The sequence below is a fragment of the Parabacteroides sp. CT06 genome, assembly GCF_002257605.1.
Lineage (GTDB): Bacteria > Bacteroidota > Bacteroidia > Bacteroidales > Tannerellaceae > Parabacteroides > Parabacteroides distasonis.
This window is the reverse complement of the sequence record NZ_CP022754.1, coordinates 2,847,162-2,867,503: the sequence shown is the minus strand read 5'-3', so window position 1 is coordinate 2,867,503 and position 20,342 is coordinate 2,847,162. Positions and strand designations below refer to the sequence as shown.

16 protein-coding genes are annotated in these 20,342 nt (G+C 46.1%); 5 read left to right on the top strand and 11 right to left on the bottom strand.

Annotated features, from left to right (window positions below; genetic code table 11):
* The first annotated feature begins 20 nt into the window (after positions 1–20).
* Complete coding sequence (locus CI960_RS12465) at positions 21–2,402, top strand: hybrid sensor histidine kinase/response regulator (protein WP_005855655.1); 2,382 nt, start codon at positions 21–23, stop codon at positions 2,400–2,402.
* A gap of 68 nt (positions 2,403–2,470) precedes the next feature.
* Here the strand turns inward: CI960_RS12465 and galE are convergent, their stop codons facing one another.
* The 9 genes from galE to CI960_RS12420 all read right to left on the bottom strand — a co-directional run bounded on the left by galE (position 2,471) and on the right by CI960_RS12420 (position 10,669).
* Complete coding sequence (gene galE, locus CI960_RS12460; RefSeq protein WP_005855657.1) at positions 2,471–3,511, bottom strand: UDP-glucose 4-epimerase GalE; 1,041 nt, start codon at positions 3,509–3,511, stop codon at positions 2,471–2,473.
* Positions 3,512–3,536: 25 nt separating this feature from the next.
* Entirely contained in the window at positions 3,537–4,109 is a 573-nt protein-coding gene (rsxA, locus tag CI960_RS12455) for an electron transport complex subunit RsxA (RefSeq protein WP_005855659.1), read from the bottom strand.
* Between the two features lie 12 nt (positions 4,110–4,121).
* Positions 4,122–4,706 (bottom strand): RnfABCDGE type electron transport complex subunit E, encoded by a 585-nt coding sequence (locus CI960_RS12450; protein WP_005855661.1) that lies wholly within the window; start codon positions 4,704–4,706, stop codon positions 4,122–4,124.
* A 17-nt stretch (positions 4,707–4,723) separates the two neighbouring features.
* Positions 4,724–5,338, bottom strand: a complete 615-nt coding sequence (locus CI960_RS12445; RefSeq protein ID WP_008771710.1) for an RnfABCDGE type electron transport complex subunit G — start codon at positions 5,336–5,338, stop codon at positions 4,724–4,726.
* Between the two features lie 2 nt (positions 5,339–5,340).
* Positions 5,341–6,309 carry an RnfABCDGE type electron transport complex subunit D gene (locus CI960_RS12440; RefSeq protein ID WP_005855664.1) on the bottom strand — a complete coding sequence of 323 codons (969 nt, stop codon included), beginning with the start codon at positions 6,307–6,309 and terminating at the stop codon, positions 5,341–5,343.
* A gap of 12 nt (positions 6,310–6,321) precedes the next feature.
* On the bottom strand, positions 6,322–7,653 hold the full coding sequence (gene rsxC, locus CI960_RS12435) for an electron transport complex subunit RsxC (protein WP_005855665.1): 1,332 nt from the start codon (positions 7,651–7,653) through the stop codon (positions 6,322–6,324).
* Between the two features lie 11 nt (positions 7,654–7,664).
* The gene (locus CI960_RS12430) at positions 7,665–8,597 is read right to left on the bottom strand and encodes a Fe-S cluster domain-containing protein (RefSeq protein ID WP_005855666.1); all 933 of its coding nucleotides are present in this window, start codon (positions 8,595–8,597) and stop codon (positions 7,665–7,667) included.
* A gap of 9 nt (positions 8,598–8,606) precedes the next feature.
* Entirely contained in the window at positions 8,607–9,023 is a 417-nt protein-coding gene (locus tag CI960_RS12425; protein ID WP_005855668.1) for a SoxR reducing system RseC family protein, read from the bottom strand.
* 101 nt (positions 9,024–9,124) lie between these two features.
* Complete coding sequence (locus CI960_RS12420; protein ID WP_011966039.1) at positions 9,125–10,669, bottom strand: DUF3078 domain-containing protein; 1,545 nt, start codon at positions 10,667–10,669, stop codon at positions 9,125–9,127.
* 417 nt (positions 10,670–11,086) lie between these two features.
* Between CI960_RS12420 and CI960_RS12415 the strand changes: the two genes are divergently transcribed.
* The 3 genes from CI960_RS12415 (at position 11,087) to CI960_RS12400 (ending at position 16,579) form a co-directional block, all read left to right on the top strand.
* Entirely contained in the window at positions 11,087–12,694 is a 1,608-nt protein-coding gene (locus tag CI960_RS12415) for a CTP synthase (protein WP_005855672.1), read from the top strand.
* A gap of 10 nt (positions 12,695–12,704) precedes the next feature.
* Positions 12,705–14,606, top strand: a complete 1,902-nt coding sequence (gene yidC / locus CI960_RS12410; RefSeq protein WP_005855674.1) for a membrane protein insertase YidC — start codon at positions 12,705–12,707, stop codon at positions 14,604–14,606.
* A gap of 248 nt (positions 14,607–14,854) precedes the next feature.
* On the top strand, positions 14,855–16,579 hold the full coding sequence (locus CI960_RS12400; protein WP_094582368.1) for a DUF6057 family protein: 1,725 nt from the start codon (positions 14,855–14,857) through the stop codon (positions 16,577–16,579).
* Positions 16,580–16,595: 16 nt separating this feature from the next.
* Here the strand turns inward: CI960_RS12400 and kdsB are convergent, their stop codons facing one another.
* Both kdsB and CI960_RS12390 read right to left on the bottom strand, forming a co-directional pair.
* Complete coding sequence (kdsB, locus tag CI960_RS12395; protein WP_005855678.1) at positions 16,596–17,348, bottom strand: 3-deoxy-manno-octulosonate cytidylyltransferase; 753 nt, start codon at positions 17,346–17,348, stop codon at positions 16,596–16,598.
* A gap of 17 nt (positions 17,349–17,365) precedes the next feature.
* The gene (locus CI960_RS12390) at positions 17,366–19,636 is read right to left on the bottom strand and encodes a cation:proton antiporter (protein ID WP_005855680.1); all 2,271 of its coding nucleotides are present in this window, start codon (positions 19,634–19,636) and stop codon (positions 17,366–17,368) included.
* Between the two features lie 70 nt (positions 19,637–19,706).
* Between CI960_RS12390 and CI960_RS12385 the strand changes: the two genes are divergently transcribed.
* Entirely contained in the window at positions 19,707–20,342 is a 636-nt protein-coding gene (locus tag CI960_RS12385; RefSeq protein WP_005855682.1) for a helix-turn-helix domain-containing protein, read from the top strand.

The following is a 20,342-nucleotide window of genomic DNA, read 5'->3' as shown; positions in this document are numbered from 1 at the left end:
TTAAATCTATATCATTGAAAATGACAAATACTACTTTAAATTTGGAAGAACTACTCTGTGGTGTAAACGAGCTAGTCGATACGCTTTGGATCGTCACATTAGGTAATGAAAAGGTTGAGATAGTCAAAGATTCGATGACTCCCGAAAGGGAAGGAGAATGTTTGGATTATACAGAACTTTGCCAGACTTACATTCAAGAATATGTATATCCTGCGGATTTAGGGAAATGGGAGGAGATCTTATCCTTGAATTCATTGCGGCAAATGGCGGCTAGCGGCGTAGCAAATAAGAAGTTCGACATGCGTTTCTGTAATGATTTGTTGGGTTTTGAGTGGCATGAGGCTTTTATTCGTATCTTGAAAGATAAGAGTGGAATTCCGGATCGTGTCATTCTTTTCAGCCGCTATGTGAATCATTGTCGCAAGGCACAGATCGTAGAGGCTGCCGTTCAGACTGAGTATGATTATGTCGTTTATATAGAGGCAAATACGAATAGCTATGTCATGTATACTTCCAATCGTGAAAGTGGGACGCCGGTCCCCCCGATAGCGAGTAATGACTATGAAAAAGAGGTAGCCGAGTTCCACCACAAATATGTGCCGGAGGATCAGCGAGATGAGTTAACCCGAAATCTTTCCCTAGATCATGTCTTATCTATCTTACAAAATTCCCGTGAGTATGTCTTGTTCTGTCAGGTGATGGAGAATGGCGTTTTTAGGGATAAGAAGTTGCGTTTTAGCTTTTTCGATAAGGAGAGGAATATACTTCTTTTGACCCGGACCGATATTATGGAGGTTCGTGAGGAAGAGCGGCAAAGGCAATTACTTCAAGATGCCCTACAAGTGGCTAAATCGGCAAATCAGGCTAAATCGGATTTCTTATCCCATATGAGCCATGATATACGTACTCCGATGAATGCCATTATCGGTATGACCACTATCGCCAGTATGCATATCGACGATCGGGAGCGTATAGTGGATTGCTTGAAGAAGATTATGGTTTCTTCCAAATTGTTATTGAACTTGATCAATGAGGTCTTGGATATGTCTAAGGTAGAGAGCGGACATATTTTGCTGACAGACGAGGAGTTCGATATGGGCGAGTTATTGCAAAGCGTAATTACTATGGTTCAGACTTCGGTCAGTCAGAAGTTTCAGGATTTCCGGGTTCACTTGTTTCAAATCAAACATGAAAAGCTGATTGGCGATGTGCAACGGATTCAGCAAGTATTGTTGAATTTGCTGTCAAACGCCATAAAGTATACGCCGGACTATGGGAAAATAACACTTGAGATACGGGAAAAGCCAATTAAAAATGGTAATTATGGTTTATTTGAGGTTACGGTTATAGACAATGGTATCGGGATAAAGCCGGATTTCTTACACAAGGTTTTCGAACCATTTGAACGTGCGGAAGACGCAACCTTGCGGAATATACAAGGAACCGGCTTAGGCATGGCGATAAGCCGTAATATCGCTCATATGATGAATGGTGAGATTCTGGTGGAGAGTGAATATGGCAAAGGTTCTGTTTTTACATTTACGATGCAGTTGAAATTGCAGGATCAAGGGTGTTTTGAGGATGATCATTTAAGGGATTTACCGGTTCTCGTGGTAGACGATGATATCGTGTGTTGCGAGAACGCATGTATGAGGATTAACGAGATCGGTATGAAAGGTGAATATGCCATTTCTGGTGAGGAGGCTATCGGGAAAGTAGAGAGGGCACATCATCTTAATGATGACTATTTTGCCGTTATCCTTGATCTGAAAATGCCGGGAATGGATGGAATCGAGACCGCTACCCGTATCCGAAAAGTCGTTGGCCGGGATATTCCGATCATTATTCTTTCCGCTTATGATTGTCCGCATTTTGAGGAGATAGCCCAACGAGCCGGTGTCGATGGATTCATAAGTAAGCCGTTGATGAAATCCAAGTTATTTTATTTGATGAAAAGTTTCGCTATCAAGCAAGAGGAAAAAGAGGAAGAGACGGAGAAGCCTCAATATCCTTTCGGTAACTTTGAGGGTAAGCGGATCTTGCTGGTGGAAGATAATAGCTTGAATAGGGAAATAGCGACTGTGTTACTAGAAGAGACCGGTGCGGTGGTAGAGGAGGCGGAAAATGGCCTTGTCGCGGTGAATATGGTAAAAAACTCTAGTCCGGGATATTATGACTTGGTATTTATGGATATCCAGATGCCGGTCATGAACGGGTACGACTCTACTCGCCATATTCGGGCATTAGAACGTCCGGATATCAAGTCCATGCCGATAATAGCCATGTCTGCGAACGCATTTGCGGAAGACATCAAGTTGTGTAAAGAATCCGGAATGAATGAGCATATCGTTAAGCCGATCGATTTCGGGAAAGTTCTTGAGATCTTAGAGAAATACTTGTAGATATAAGGATATAAAAAAGGCCATATCTTAGCTAAGCGCTATCAGATACGGCCTCTTTTTTGTGTTATTTACTGGATGCCACGTTCTCTCAAACGTTTCTGCCAGTTCCATGCGGATTGCAGGGTGTCGGCTAAAGTCTCCTTGGCGGTCCAGCCTAATACCTTATTCGCGTGCTCCGGATTGGCCCATACCTTCTCGATATCACCTTCACGACGGCCCACGATCTTGTGCGGAACCTTAACGCCTGTTGTCTGCTCGAAGGTATTGATCAGTTCAAGGACAGAAACACCATTGCCGGTACCTAGGTTGAATATCTCGATATGCTCATCAGACTTATTCTCAAGCATACGGTCCATAGCGATTACATGCGCTTTCGCCAAGTCTACGACATTGATATAGTCACGGATGCAAGAGCCGTCTGCCGTATCATAATCATCGCCGAATACGCTTAATTCCTTGCGGATACCCATAGCCGTCTGTGTCAAGTACGGGATCAAGTTCTGGGGAACACCATTTGGCAACTCGCCGATCTCTGCGCTTGGGTGAGCGCCTATCGGGTTGAAGTAGCGCAAGATGATACTCTTGAAAGGCGCTCCCGCATGGATCGTATCCCGGATAATCTCCTCGTTGATCTGCTTCGTGTTTCCATAAGGAGACATAGCGGGTTTGATCGGGGCATTCTCGGTTACCGGCAAGTTCTCCGGATCCGGTTGTCCGTATACCGTACAAGAGGAAGAGAATACGATACCTTCGATATTGAATTCAGGCATCATCTCCAACAAGTTCACCAAAGTGACAATATTATTGCGATAATACTTCAAAGGCTGCTGTACGGATTCTCCTACCGCCTTGCTAGCGGCGAACAAGATAATGCCTTTGATGCCCGGATGAGCTTCCAATGCCTTGCGAGTACCTTCCTTATCCTTTAGATCCAATTGGATAAACTCCGGACGGATGCCCGTGATTTTCTCGATACCATCGAGCACCTCGATATTCGAGTTTGACAAATCGTCGATAATGACTACCTCATATCCGGCGTTCTGCAATTCTACTGTGGTGTGTGAGCCGATATAACCGGTTCCGCCCGCTACTAAAATCTTCTTTTTCATTCTAGTGTTCATTTAGATAAGTTTGTTATACGATACCCGAGAATCCCATAAAAGCCATAGCTAGCAAACCGGCCGTTATCAAGGCGATAGGAGTGCCTTTCATGCCTTCCGGAACATGCGTCATGGCTAGTTGCTCCCGAATACCCGCGAAGATAATCAAAGCTAGCGCAAATCCAATAGCGGTCGAGATAGCATATACCACAGATTCTAATAAATTATACTCTTTTTGGATTACAAGGATCGCCACACCCAAGATACAGCAGTTCGTGGTGATCAACGGAAGGAATACGCCCAACGCCTGGTAAAGGGCGGGAGAGACCTTCTTCAATATGATTTCCACCATCTGAACCAAGGCGGCGATGATCAAGATGAAACTGATCGTCTGCATGAACCCTAATCCGAAAGCGTCCAATATGTATTTTTGCACGAGGAATGTAACAATCGTGGCGATCGTAAGCACGAACGTAACGGCGGCTCCCATGCCTGCGGCAGTCTCCACTTTCTTAGATACCCCCAAGAACGGACAAATTCCCAAGAACTGTGCCAGTACAACGTTATTAACGAATACGGCGGCGATAAATATCAATATATATTCCATATGATCCGTTTATTATGCTTTACGCAGTTTGTTTACTATTGCTACCAGATAACCCAAGGCGATAAACGCTCCCGGAGCCAATACGAAGATCAGCGAACCATATTCCTCGGGCATCAAGGTTACGTTGAATAACTTACCGGTTCCCAAGAACTCACGGCAAGCGCCCAGCAGCGTAAGAGCCATCGTAAAGCCCAGTCCGATACCGATTCCGTCGAAAGCGGATGGGACTACGCCGTTCTTCGCAGCGAAAGCCTCGGCACGTCCTAGTACGATACAGTTTACCACGATCAACGGGATAAATAATCCCAAGCTAGCGTATAAAGCCGGGACGAACGCTTCCATGCACATCTGCACTACGGTCACGAACGTCGCGATCACAACGATATATCCCGGGATACGCACCAAGTCGGGGATTACGTTTTTCAAGGCGGAAATCACGATATTCGAGCAAATCAATACGAACATCGTAGCCAATCCCATACTCATGCCGTTGATGGCCGAAGAGGTCGTTCCCAAGGTAGGACACATACCTAACAGTAATACAAATGTCGGGTTCTCCGTGATGATACCATTCATCAATATTTTTAGATTACTCATTGTTCTGTCCTCCCTTTTTATTTGTTATCAGTTGAAGTGGCACCCGTTAGTCCGTCTACGCCAGCGAATGCGCTATACGCACGGTTCACGGCATCGAGGAACGCACGGCTGGAGATTGTCGCTGCCGTGATAGCGTCCACATCGCCACCATCTTTTGTTACTTTTAAGCCTCCGTCCGGAATCGTACGTCCCAAGACACTTTGCTTGTTCTTGTCCGCACGGAACCATTCTTGCATCTTGGCTCCCAAGCCCGGAGTCTCGGCGTGTTGCAATACGGAATAGTTCAAGATCTTGCCATCCATATCGAAACCTACGATAACCCGTATCTCACCGCTAAAGCCTTTTTTCGTATTACTCTCTACAGCTCCGCCAACGACTTGTCCGCCTTTCTTGGCAGGATAAATCTTGAGGGAATCACCATCGGAGGAGACGGCCATATAGACGTCCTCAGTCGGTTTGTTGTCGAACTCGGGAGCAACGGCTTTAATCGCTTCCTCCAAGGCGGTCGCTTTGGCTACCGCTATAGGGCCGGCGGTAAACTGGTTCACTCCGGCTAGGATCGCCCCTGCTACCAAGCAAATGCCTGTTAGTGAAAGGAGCATATTGGGTAATGTTGATTTTAATTTTGCCATGCTTACTTTCCTCCGAAATGTTTAGGTTTGATATAGCTGTTGATTAGCGGAGTAAATGCGTTCATGATCAGGATAGCGAACGACATACCTTCCGGGTAAGACCCGAACAAACGGATCACCGTGGTAAGGATTCCGATTCCCACGCCGTAGACAAGCATTCCGTTCTTGCTCATCGGCGAGGTTACGTAGTCGGTCGCCATAAAGATGGAGCCTAATAACAAACCACCGGATAATAAATGAACGAACGGGCTGGCGTATTGTACCGGATTCACCAAGTGCATGATGCCCGTGAATACGAATACGGTAGCCAAGATGGATACCGGGATCTGCCAAGTGATGATCTTTTTCCATAGCATGAATAAAAGACCGAGGATCAAGGCCACGGCGCTCACTTCACCGAGACTACCTCCCATAGCCCCTACAAGCATATTCCCGTAAGACGGAAGCTCGGTCACGCCCTCGTTCATCAACGACAGTACCGTCGCGCCGGTCTGGGCGTCCGTATAAGTCATCGGGAAAACGTTCAAGGCATCTACCACCGGCCAAGTCGTCATCTGCGCCGGGAAGGAGATCAATAAGAATACACGTCCGACCAACGCCGGATTGAAAATATTATTACCTAATCCACCGAAAGACATCTTGCCGATGCCGATCGCCGCCAACGCTCCGATGATAATGATCCAGACCGGAAGGTTGGAAGGTAGGTTGAAGGCCAGCAATACGCCCGTCAGGATAGCGGAGCCATCGCAAAGGGTCGGTTCCTTTTTCATCAGGAATCGCTGGATCAAATACTCGAATATCATACAGGCCAGAACCGATACGACCGTAACGATCAACGCTCCCAGACCGAAGAAATAAAGGGATACCAAGAAAGCCGGGATAAGGGCAATCAGTACACCATACATATTTTTGCTTATGCTGTCGCCTCCATGGATGTGGGGCGAGGGCGATACGTATAAATTATTTTCCATGTTGCTCTTGTTTTATGACTTTCTAGACCGGATAATACCCATAACTTTTCCTTTACCCAACCGGATCTGATCCAGCAACGGACGGTTGGCCGGACAGGTATAACTACACGACCCGCACTCGATACAGTCGGTGATATAGTTCTTCTCCGCCAATTCCCAATTCTGGAATTCCGTGGCGTTCATCAATAGGGTAGGGTTCAATCCCATCGGGCAGACACCTACGCATTTGGCGCAACGGATGCAATCCCGGATCGGCTTGCGGACAGATTCCTCCGTTGTCAGTAATAAAACACCGGAGCTTCCTTTGCAAACCGGCACCTCGGCGCTGATCAACGCTTTACCCATCATCGGTCCGCCACCGATAATCTTACCCGTATTCTCGGGCAGGCCACCTGCGGCCTCGATCAAGCAACTGATCGGTGTTCCCATACGAACCAAGAAATTGGAAGGATTAGCTACCGCCTTACCCGTGATCGTCACCACACGCTCGAACAACGGTTTATTCTTTTGTACCGCCTCGTAAACGGCATAAGCAGTTCCTACGTTCTGTACCACGGCACCCGCCGAGATAGGAAGCGCACCACTTTTTACCTGACGGCGAATAACGGCGTCGATCAATTGTTTCTCGCCTCCTTGCGGATATTGTACCTTAAGCGGCATGATCTCTATACCTTTATAATTTACCGCCAACTTTTGCAGATGGGCGATAGCGTCCGGCTTGTTATTCTCGATACCGATCACGGCCTTGTTCACGTTGACCGCTTTCATTAGGATCGTGACACCGACTAGGATTTGCTCGCCTTTCTCCAGCATCAACGAATGGTCGGAAGTAAGATAAGGCTCACACTCCACGGCGTTGATGATTACGATCTCTGCCTTGTTTCCGGGAGGCGGCATCAATTTCACCTGCGTAGGGAAAGTCGCTCCACCCAGACCGACGATACCGGAAGCGGCGATCTTATCCACGATTTCCTTGGAAGACAGCGTGCACTCCTTCACTAAGGTCTCGCTGCGGTCGATCGTCTCTTCCCATTCATCACCTTCCACATCTATATAGATAGCGGGACGTTTGTATCCGCTAGCGTCGAGAGCGTTATCTATCTTGTTCACTTTGCCGGATACGGAAGAGTGGATGTTCGCTGATACGAAACCACCCGCCTTGGCTAGCAATGTACCCACCTTTACCAGATCCCCTTTCTTCACCACGGCCTGCGCTGGGGCACCGATATGCTGGCTGAGGGGGATAATCACCTGTTTAGGCGTAGCGAGAGCCGTAATTTTCTTACCGGCAGACAGTTTATTCTCGGGGGGATGTATACCTCCGATTCGAAATGTCCTTAGCATACTATTAGATTTTAATTTAGATTTGTTTTTTCTTCACTTGTAGCTTTCGGTGTGGCTTCCGGTTTCACGGTAGCCTCTGCCTTTGGCGCCGGTTTCACGGTCTCCGCTTTCGGAGCGGGAGCGGCTTCCTTGCGAGGAGGGAAATTCAGCTCATGAATAGCTCCTGTCGGACATACAGCCACGCATTTGCGGCATAAACGACACTTCGTATAATCGATATAAGCTACGTTATTTGTTACGGTGATTGCCTCGAACGGACATTCCTTGGCACATTTGCCACAGCCGATACAAGCGTTGGCACAAGCCTTGCGAGCGGCGGCTCCCTTGTCCTTATTTACGCAAGACACGTAAATCCGGCGTGATTTAGGTCCTTTCTTTCTTAGCTCGATGATATTCTTCGGGCAAGCCTTCACACAAGCACCACAGGAAGTACATTTTTCCTCGTCTACCTCGGCGATTCCCGTAGCCGGGTTGATGTGGATGGCGTCGAAAGCGCAGGCGTTCACGCAGTCGCCATAACCTAGGCAACCGAAAGAACAATTCGTCTCGCCTCCGTAAAGGGTAGAGGCGATGGCGCAACTTTTCGTTCCATCATAAGAGTTTGTACGTGGGCGGGCCTGACAAGTTCCGTTGCAACGGACAACGGCTACCATGGGTTCGGCTGTACCCGCCTCTTTACCCAGTATTGTAGCGACCTTGGCCATGACCGGGCCACCACCAACGGGGCAGAGCAATCCGTCTAATGAGTCAGCTTTTACGCAAGCGCCTGCGAATCCGGCGCAACCCGGATAACCGCAACCTCCACAGTTCGCCCCGGGAAGGACTTCCTGTACTTGTGCGATGCGAGGATCTTCGTAGACTTCAAATTTCTTGGAAGCAGCGTAGAGGAAAACCGCTCCGACCGCCCCGATTGCTCCTAATGAAATAACGGCAATTAAAATCATGATATATTATCAATTAAGTTTTTTCAAAGTAAATATAAATCGTCTTTTTAGTTTGTCACGCATTAAGTATAGTATACAGTAATAAGGCAGTAAAAGCGATAAACCGGTTAACCCGCTCGTGGTCTCGTCCCATTGTAGATTCGTCCCGATTACGATGGCCCCCACGACTATCACCAAAGGAATGACAAATGCTAGCAATACGGCCTGAAGTCCCATGGAATTTTGTCCGCATATTATCACTACCTCGTTTACGTGAAACCGTCCCGACCGATCGGGTACCTCAATGATCTTATCCTTTTTCTCGGATGCCGAGCACATAGACTGTGCGTGGCATCCCGAGCATGCGGATTGTTGGGTAATGCGGACGAAGACGGTGTCGCCATCGATCTTCTCTACAAATCCTGTATGATTTATACTTTCGCTCATATTTGTAATCTCGACATTGCAAAATCAAGGCAAAAGTAAGTATAATTTAGAAACTATGTCACGATTAACAAAGTTTATTATTCGAAATCTTAAATCCTAGCTTACCATTTGTAATTAAAACCGAAACTTAACAACTCATTAAGCTGGAAATAACTCTTGTTATCCTCTGTTTTTTCCACTCCATCGTCGTATCTAAGGTGAAAATAGATACGTGTGGAGAAAAAGCGGCTGATGGCCAGAACCAAGGTATTCTCGAACTCCCCGATGGTATGATCGCCGTAAGTGGTAAAGAAATAAAGACGGGATTGCCAGCTTACGTTACGGTTGAAATCGAAGGCGAGGTCTGCGCGGATCGTGGAACCTATTTGGCTTAGCTTGTTATTGAACTCACCGGTTTCCTCGTTTTTCTTGAAACCGTGACGGCTATAATCGATCTCTTGTGTCGTATACATATATGTATAGGAGATCGGCGCCAAGTTGGTGCTGAATTTAATCTTCTTATGCTTGTCGGTAAATTGTTTTTCCAGCTCGTATTTCATACCGAGACCGAAGTTGATAGAGAACGGGGCTAGGAATGCGGCCTGTTTGATGCGCTCGTTCTCTTGGTAGTTGGTGAAGAACTGGGTCTTGAACTCAGCGTCGAACGTATAGTACCATTTGTTGAACGCTTGGTAGCCGACGTTGCTGTGTATACGGAATACGTCGTCACCGATCTTATAGTTCCTTAAGGTATCCTTCGGTGCCGTATATACGCTGGCTTTGAATTCCAGTTCGTTCGTTACTTGTACCTTATCTTTCTTATAGTCGTATTTTAAATTGTTCTTGGTGAACAGGTTCAAGTTGCTACTTCCACCTTTATACCAGTTCTCCGAAACGTAGTTCTGGGAGAATTGGATGGCGCTCTCGAAGGCCGATATCCAGTATCTCCGCTCCGGGATAAAGCGGGCGGGAGCGTCTACGTCCTCAAAATTGGCATCAGCCTCCACCTTGATCGGCAAGTCCTCATAAATATTCTTCTTGATGAATTTAGGTTTGATTACCTCATTGGGCAGATCCCTCTCGGAGTAGCGGAAATAAGTCGGGTAATTGTTCTGTACATATTTGTAAGCCATCTCCTCGAATTGTTTGTTTCGTTCCAGATCTTTGAAAATGGAATCTGCCCGGTATAGGTTATCATAGGGAGTCCTCTCCTTCAACGAATCGAAGTTGTAGAATATCAAGTTCTCGGGTAAATAATCTCCCCGGAAAACGATCGGCATGAACAAAGGGTTTACGATCACGGTATCCCGGAAGGTCATCGTATTATCGAAAATCGTGGAGGCGTCTCGTACCAGACGGGCCCAATACATCGCCTCGTCCGAGATTTCCAGCTCGTCTTTCTTCAAGAAACGCAGTAAATTCGTGCTTGGGGCCAAGGGCTCCGAGTAAGTCTTGTTTTGCTTCTCGAATTGCTTACGAATGTCTACGATGTTGTCTAATTCCTCTTCGCTAAGATTGATCGCGGGAATCGTATCATCCGATACGACTTGCTGTGCGGGACGTTGAACTATCGTTCCGGTAACTAGCTGGTTCTCTTGACTGTATGCCGAGCCTCCAATTAGTGAAAGTAATAATAGCGCATACACACCATGCCTCTTCATCATCATAATACCTTATTTACATCTATTAGTTGTAGTGGTCGCAAAATTAGCTAAAAAGAATGATATATAACATACGATTTGATATTTATCTGGGCAAAAGTTACGATCACTGAGGCAAAGCAGGTGTGTCTAACGAGGCTTATACGGACTTGCCTCAGTACTCCGCTGGAAGTACTGGAATACTTCGCTCAAAGTACTTCAGTACTTCCTGCGTAGTACCGAAGTAATTCCATGAGAAGTACTGTCTTTAGTGCCGGGCTTCGGGTCGGGAATCGGAAGAGTCCTGCCGAAGCCCGGGTCAGTTCTGGAGATATTCAGCGAGAAATAAAAACATTAAATTTGGCATGTCTCGATGAAAATCGCTAACTTTGCGGTTTCGAAATGCAGGTGTGCAATTAAAAAGATAACTAAAATATTACTATCGTGGCAGATACAAAGTACATTTTCGTTACAGGCGGCGTGGTCTCTTCCTTAGGTAAGGGTATTATTTCCGCTTCTTTAGGTAAGCTCCTTCAAGCAAGAGGTTACAAGGTTACTATCCAAAAATTTGATCCTTACATCAACATCGACCCGGGTACGTTGAACCCTTATGAACATGGGGAATGTTACGTGACCGTCGATGGACATGAGGCTGACTTGGACTTGGGCCATTACGAGCGTTTCTTGAATGTCCAGACTACCCGTGCGAATAATATCACTACCGGACGTATCTATCAAAGCGTGATCAACAAGGAGCGTAAGGGGGATTATCTGGGTAAGACGGTGCAGGTGGTGCCTCATATCACGGATGAGATCAAGCGTAACGTGAAATTATTGGGTAGCAAGTATAAATTTGACTTCGTGATCACCGAGATCGGTGGTACGGTGGGTGATATCGAGTCTCTGCCTTTCATAGAGAGCGTTCGCCAGTTGAAATGGGAGCTGGGCAAGAACTGCCTTTGCGTACATCTTACTTACGTGCCTTATATCGCCGCGGCGAAAGAGTATAAGACGAAGCCTACGCAACATTCCGTGAAGCAATTGCAGGAATTAGGCATCCAGCCAGACGTGTTGGTTTTACGTACGGAGCATGAGCTGAACGCGAACTTGTTACGTAAGGTGGCGTTGTTCTGTAACGTGGCCGAGGATTCCGTGATCCAGTCGATCGACGTACCGACGATCTACGAGGTTCCTTTGGTATTGCAACGCCAGAAGATGGACGAGGTGGTCTTGCGTAAGGTCGGTATGGAAGTCGGCCCGACTCCGGAGTTGAAGCCTTGGAAGGAATTCCTTGCCTTGAAGAGCACGGCTACGGATACGGTGAAGATCGGTTTGGTTGGTAAATACGTGGAATTGCAAGACGCTTATAAGTCGATCGACGAGTCTTTGTTGCAAGCCGCTATTTACAATCATCATAAACTGGATTTGCATTTGTTCCATTCGGAGAAATTAAATAACGAGAACGCCGCCGAGCAATTGAAGGATATGGATGGTATCTTGATCGCCCCCGGATTCGGGCAGAGAGGTATCGAGGGCAAGTTTGCCGCTATCAAATACGCTCGTGAGCATGATGTCCCTTGCTTGGGCATCTGCTTGGGTATGCAGTGCATGGTGATCGAGTTTGCGCGTGACGTGTTAGGTTTGGCGGATGCCAACTCTACGGAGATGGAGCCGAATACGGCACATAAGGTGATCGACTTGATGGAGGAGCAGAAGAACGTTACCAATATGGGAGGTTCCATGCGTTTGGGCGCTTACGACTGTATGCTGAAAGAGGGCTCCAAGGTATTGGAGGCATACGGCAAGGAGCATATCCAAGAGCGTCATCGCCATCGTTTCGAGTTCAACAACGAGTATAAGAAGCAATACGAGGCCGCCGGTATGATGTGTACGGGTGAGAATCCGGAGACAAATCTGGTAGAGGTGGTAGAGATCCCCGCCTTGAAATGGTTCGTGGGCGTTCAATATCATCCGGAGTACAACAGTACCGTGGTGAATCCGAATCCTCTTTTCCTCAGCTTCGTGAAAGCTGCTATCGAAAATAAAAAATAATTGGTGATAAATGGATAAAAACACATTAATAGGTTTTCTGCTGATCGGTGTCGTATTATTCGCGTTTAGCTGGTTCAACCGGCCAACGCCTGAGCAGTTGGAGGCACAGCGCCGTTACCAAGATTCAATCGCGAAGATTGAGTATGCTCAGCAACTGGAGTTGCAGAAACAAGAGAACAAGAGTGCTTTAGTGGAGGATTCGTTGGAGAACCTGCCGGACTCGGTACGGGCGCAACGTTTGCAGCAGAGCTTCGGCGTATTCGGCGACGCTATGGTGGGCACGGAAGATTACACGACCCTGCAAAATGACGTGGTCGAGCTGCGTATCAGCAATAAGGGCGGACGTATTTGTTACGCACGCTTGAAGGAGTATGATACGTATAATGACGAGCCTCTCGTTTTGTTCGACGAGAAAGAGTCTAATTTTAATTTCACGTTGGTCACGGCAACGAACCGTGTCGTGAATACGAGCGATTTGTATTTTACCCCGGTTAAAGGTAATGACCCGAATTCCGTGATCATGCGTTTGAACACCGGCGAGGGTAGTCATCTGGATTTTACCTATACCTTGAAACCGGATGATTATATGGTGCAATACCAGATTCTGGGTACGGGATTGAACGGTGTCTTGGCACCGAGCACGAATGCCTTGGATTTGTTGTGGGAGCAGGATATCCGCCAACAGGAAAAAGGACGTAAGTTTGAGGATCGCTACGTGACCTTGAACTACAAGTTCATGGCGGACGACGTGGAACACCTGAGCGAGTCGAAGAGTGACAGCAAGCAGATCCCGAACCGCTTGAAATGGATCGGTTATAAGGATATGTTCTTCTCTACCGTATTGATCTCGCAAGAGGGCTTTGAGGCTACTACCTTAGACTCGAAAGCGATTCCGGAGGGGGATGTGTTGAAACAATTCAAGACGACCGCTTCCGTACCTTTCGACTTGCAAGGTAAGGAGGCCACGAACCTGTCCTTTTATTTCGGACCGAATAAGTTCGCCTTGTTGAAGTCCTTCGATAAGGGAGTCTCTGCCGAGCAGCAACTGGATCTGGAGAAGTTGGTTCCGCTAGGCTGGGGTATCTTCCGCTGGGTGAACCAATATTTCGTGATCCCCTTGTTCGACTTCTTGGGTAAGTTTATCCATAATTATGGTATCTTGATTCTTTTGATGACTATCATCGTGAAGATCATCCTTTTCCCGTTGACGTATAAGTCTTATATGTCGTCCGCCAAGATGCGTGTATTGCGTCCGCAAGTGGAGGAGATCAACGCTAAGTATCCCGGACAGGATAAGGCTATGGAACGGCAGAAAGCGACGATGGAGCTATATAGCCGTGCGGGGGCGAGCCCAATGAGTGGTTGCTTGCCGATGTTGTTGCAGATGCCGATCTTAATCGCTTTATTCATGTTCTTCCCGTCGGCGATCGAGTTACGTCACCAGAGTTTCCTTTGGGCGCACGACTTGTCTACTTACGACGCTATCTTTAGTTGGAATAAATATATTCCGATCATCACTCCGTATTTCGGAAATCACATCAGTTTGTTCTGTTTGTTGATGACGATCACGAATATTTTTTATACCAAGTATAATATGGAGATGACGAATACCGGGCAGCAACAGATGCCGGGCATGAAGGCCATGATGTACATGATGCCGTTGATGTTCTTGGTGTTCTTCAACCAGTATGCTTCCGGTTTGACGTATTACTATTTCATCTCTACGTTGATCACAATCGTGCAGACATTGATCTTCCGCTATACGATCAATGAGGATAAATTGTTAGCTAAGTTGGAGGCAAACAAACGGAAACCGATGAAGAAATCCGGTTTCATGAAACGTCTGGAAGAGGCTCAACGAGCACAGCAGGAGACGTTGCGTAAACAACAAGAGGCTAAGAAAAAACGATAGGATAATAGTAATTGTTGTCCTTGAAAAAGGTCCCTTTATCTGCTTATTGGTAGATAAAGGGACTTTTTTGTATATCTTGGCTCGTCTACTTGAAAAACAAGACGTCTTGATCATGATTCTATTTGTTTATTTGTATTTATTCAAAACTTTTTGTTTGTTTGCATTGTTTTGTATTCAAAAGATTGATGAGGAAATTGATTTTTTCTATATTGAGGAAATAGGGAGGTTATAAATAAGAGATTTTGTCAATGACAAAAAATGAACGATCGCTTCAATGGGTAATAGCGGGAATATTCTTCGTAGTATGCTTTGCTTTCTTTCAATGGATTTACCCAAACCATTTGTTCTTCAAAGAGCAGATGAGGATTTTTTTGTATACCACCGATTATTTTATTTCGTTCTGGGATGAGCAGGCTTGGTTGAGCTGTTATGTGGGGAATTTCTTGATACAGTTCTTCCATTTGACTGTGATAGGCCCGTTAATCGTGACGTGCGTGTTGTTGCTCTTATGGTACTACTCTATGCGGGTTTTACGCAAGTTCGGGAATGGTAATATGGTCTCCATATATGCGTTGTTTCCGGTAGCGTTAGAGTGGGGATTGATTTGCCGGTTGTCGTATAGTATAGCGTCTACGCTTACGTTGATTTTCGTGCTATGGCTCTTCTTGGGATACATCCGGATTAAGAATAAGAGAACGTCCGTTTGGGTGGCTTTTATACTTCTTCCCATAATTTATAGCATGGTCGGTAGCCGGCTGTTTGTCTTCTCCTTGATGGTGATATTCTATGAGGGAGCCAAGAATAGGAAACGGTGGTGGTTCTGGCTTTCTCTTTTGTTATCGAGTTATTTATATCCGTTGTTCATGCGTCATTTTTATGGATTGAGCATTGAGGAGGCCTATAAATATTCCCATGTGGATGGCTTGAGCGTATATTTCCCCGCTTTAGCGTTGATTCTAGAGATATTCGCTTTGGAGATTAAAGGTATACGTAGGATACGTCTGAACCGGCATAGCTTGCTTATAACCTTTTTAGTCGTATTTGGATTCTTTTCATTTGTTATAGCGGGTACGAACCGGAAGCGGGAAAAGGTTCTGGCAGTAGACCAAGCGATCTATAGGGGTGATTGGGAGCGAGTCTTGGATTTGTCTGCCGGATTTGATTCTCCCGATATCTTGGTAAGTTATTATAGGAATATCGCTTTCTCCAAGAAGAACGAGTTGCCCCAGAATTTGATGGATCATTATCAACGAGGGGCGGACGCCTTGTTCTTGCCGATCGATTTGAGGTCTTCTATACTTCCCGTGTTTTTCAGTAATGAGGTGTATTATCAATTGGGAGATATGGATATGGCCCGTCACCGGGCGATCGAAGGAATCTTGTTCAGCCCTAAACAAAGAAGCGTACGGCAGATCAAGCGGCTGGTGGAGATTGATATGCGGCGAGGGGATATTGAGGAGGCTAGAAAATACCTGAACCTATTGGACGCGACGTTATTTTATCACTCATGGGCAAGGTCGAAGGAGGAACAGTTGAAGGGTGAGGAGACCTTGTCGATGGAGAAACGTTTGCCGAGGAAAAGTGATTGGGAGCGAGAGCACGACATACTAATGTCCATATCCGATTATCCGGGCGTACTGTCAAGTTTGGTGGCGGAATATCCGGAAAATAAACAGGCATTGGATTATTTGTTGTGCTATTATTTACTGAACGAGAATTTGAATAGTTTTAAGAATACGTTCGATACTTATTATAAAGGAAAATTTGAGGTTGTACCCCGTTTGTACGAGGAGGCTTTGGTACAAGTCTTATCTAAAAGCTCGGACGAGGAGGTGGCCGGTTATCAGATACCTCAAGATGTTATCGAGAATTACCAAGATTACATCCATTGTAAATCGGGTAGAAAAGCAAAGGAGGAATTACGAGAACGTTATTCCTCCACCTATTGGTACTACTCTGACTATATTCATTGAATAATAGTGTAAGTGATCAGCGGTTCGCAAGGAAGGCTAAGGCTTTCTCCATGTCCTCCGGTGTATCTATACCGATCGTTTCTTGCTCTGTGATGCCGACCTTGATTTTATATCCGTTTTCCAACCAGCGTAATTGCTCAAGGCTTTCCGCCAGTTCTAAAGCGGATTGAGGTAATTGGGTGATTTCTTTCAGCACTTGCGCACGATAGGCATATAACCCGATATGTTTGTAAAAGGTATGACTCGGCAACCATTCCGTATATTTCTTGCCCCGGATATAAGGAATAATAGATCGACTGAAATACATAGCCTCGTTGTTTTTGTTGAGTACGACTTTCGGGGAATTGGGATTGAATAGGGAACTCTCGAAATCATCGTCCGAACGGAAAGGCTTTACCAATGTCGCTATTTGCGTGTTTGCGTCGGCGAAGCAGGTTTTGATCGTCTGGATTTGCTCGGGATGGATAAAAGGCTCGTCACCTTGGATATTGACAATCACATCATACCCTTCGCCTATTTTCTGATAAGCCTCGTAGCAACGATCCGTACCGCTACGATGTTGATCGGAGGTCATGACGACTTGGCCGCCGAAGGCTTTAACCGCATTCTCTATCCGGATATCGTCGGTAGCTACGCAAACGGAGTCTAAGACATCCTTTACTTGCTCATATACACGTTGTATCATGGGCTTTCCGTTCATATCCGCTAATGGCTTCCCCGGAAAACGGGTAGAGGCGTATCTCGCCGGAATAATTCCTATAAACTTCATCATTCTATATCATTTTGTTAACTGGTTACTACTTTTCCTTCGCTTAACTGGATCAACTTATCCCGTTCGCCTACGATCCATACGATATCTCCTTCCTCGAAAACCGTACTAGGAGGCGGATTCTTGATCGAGCTACTTCCACGTTCGATACCGATTACCAAGCAAGCGGCTTTATCACGGATACCGGACTCTATGATGGAGCGGCCGATCAATCGGGAACCTTCCGAGATAATGATTTGCTCCATATTCATCTCTTCCTTTCTTGTGTTCGATTGCTCGGCGTATGATTTCTTGTAGCGTTCCTCCAGATATTTCCTAAAGTGCTCCAGATCATCATCTGCGCCAACTACTACCAGTTTATCGAACGGGTAGAGCCGCTCGTCTCCTCCCGGTATGTTGATTCGCTTCTCTCCCCGGATAATCGTTACGATATTTACGTTGCACTTTTGCCTGAAGTTTAATTCTTTCAGGCTTTTTCCCATACTGGGGGAATTCTGCTTCACCTCGAAATCTGCTAAATGGAGATCTCGTTCTAATAAGTGGTTCGCGAAACGCTGGTTAATCGGGGCTTTTCGCTCTTGCTCCATTTCTCTCGCTACAAGGTTACTGAAAAAATGCCGTTCCATCAAGATCGACTGCCTCTTTAGCCGTTTGGAGAATATCATTAATACGATAACAGCGGAGGCGACCGCCAGCATAATTCCTAGCGCAGCATTCAATAACCGTGCGACAGGAAGCATGACGAGACCGATACAGAGCAGGATTCTGAGGATCACGAGTGATACTAGGGGACCCCGGTTATATTTATTATCGTTCCATAATTGCTGGAACTCCACGGAATGATTCTTTTTCATCATGATCGCCCGCAACATCGGGGAGATCAGAGCTAGGATTAAGATCAAGGAGATTAGACTTCCTTGGATGCCGGGCAAATGTTTACAGATGAACGGAGTCACGATTTGTAGCCATAAAAAGATAAGTACTAGGCAGACGGCGGTATAAGTACCGACGATGCGGACCAAGGCTTTTAGTAACTTATTCCATGCGCTTTTTTGACGGATCGTATTGGAACCGGATGAATATCGCTCCAAGAACTGTTTCCAATTCTCCGGTATGATCCGCTCCGCCCATTTGTAGGTAGGTTCCGCTAGCCGGATCATATAAGGTGTGAAGAATGTCGTGATCACGGATACGGCGACAACGATCGGATACAGATATTGATCCGTCACGTTTAATGATAGTCCCAAACCTGCGATGATGAAGGCGAATTCTCCGATCTGCGCTAACGAGAAACCAGACTGGATGGCTATTTTTATCGGTTGTCCGGACAGTAATACTCCGAAACTGGCGAAACAAATCTGTCCGGCCATGACTACGAGCGTGATAATGAAAATCGGGATTTTGTACTCCCAGAGCATCTGAGGATCGATTAACATGCCTACAGACACGAAGAAAATCGCTCCAAATAAGTCTTTTACGGGTTTTACCAAATGCTCGATCCGTTCAGCGTCAATGGTCTCGGCCAAAATAGAACCCATGACAAAAGCTCCGAGAGCCGATGAGAATCCGGCTTTTGTGGCGATCATAACCATACCAAGGCATAGCCCGATGCTCACGATCAACAGAGTCTCCTCATTTAGGAAGCTTTTTGCCTTTTTCAGAAAAGAGGGGATCAAATAGATCCCGACAACGAAACAGAATAAAAGGAAAATGCCTAATTTGACCACGCTATCCAGCATCTCCATGCCTTCCACGTGTTTACTTACCGCTACGGTAGAAAGTAATACCATTAATAATACGGCGAATAGATCCTCCACCACCAAGATACCGAATACGACACCGGCGAATCGTTGGTTACGCAATCCCATGTCGTCGAATGCCTTGAAGATAATCGTCGTGGAAGACATCGATAACATACCTCCGAGGAAAAGACTGTTCATATGTCCCCAACCCAGTGATAAGCCCGTGATATATCCCGCTGTCATCATACCTATAACAACGGTTATGGCTCCAATGACGGCGGTTCCTCCCACCTTCATCAACTTCTTGAAACTGAAATCGAGCCCCAAAGCGAATAACAGGAAGATAACGCCTATATCAGCCCAGATACGGATACTTTCCACATCTGTAACTGTCGGTATTTGCTCGATGGAAGGTCCGGCGAGTATTCCGGCTACGATATACCCCAATACGACCGGTTGCTTTAACTTTTTGAATAACAGGGTAACCAACCCGGCGGATATGAGTATGACCGCAAGATCTGATATTAGCGCAGGTATCTGAGACATCGTTTATTGTTTTTTCGATTGCCAAAGTTAGGTATTTATTTTAATTTTGTGTCTCAAAACAGAAGCCAAAATGAAGAAGAAACATCCGATTGAAGCGCTTATAGAGCAAGGGGAACATCAACAACTTGATTTCAAGTTTGAGGTGAGCGACAGCAAGAAGATTGCCCGGACATTGAGTGCGTTCGCGAATACAGATGGCGGGCGGCTGCTGATTGGAGTGAAGGATAACGGCGCTATTTCCGGTGTGAGAAGTGAGGAGGAATATTATATGATCGAGGCTGCTTCTAAAATGTATACGCATCCCGAGGTGCCGTTTACAGCTAAGCGCTGGGATGTCAACGGGAAGACCGTATTGGAGGTCTATATCGCCCCAAGCGATGAGAAACCGCATACGGCACCGGATAAAGACGATAAATACAAGGCCTATATCCGGGTTGCAGACGAGAATATATTAGCGAACGAAGTCCTCATGCAAGCATGGAAGAAGCAGAAAACCAAAGAAGGTACATTGCTGAAAATAAGTAAGCCCGTCGAGATCCTGTTTTCTTGGCTCGACGAGCATCCTTATATCAGCATAAAGCAATTTTGCCGTATCGCCCATATCAATTATTATGCGGCCCGTAACATCCTAAGTGATTTGATGGCTATGGGAGCGATGGAATATGTCGTGATCGATAAATGTATTGCCTATAAACGGATCGCATAG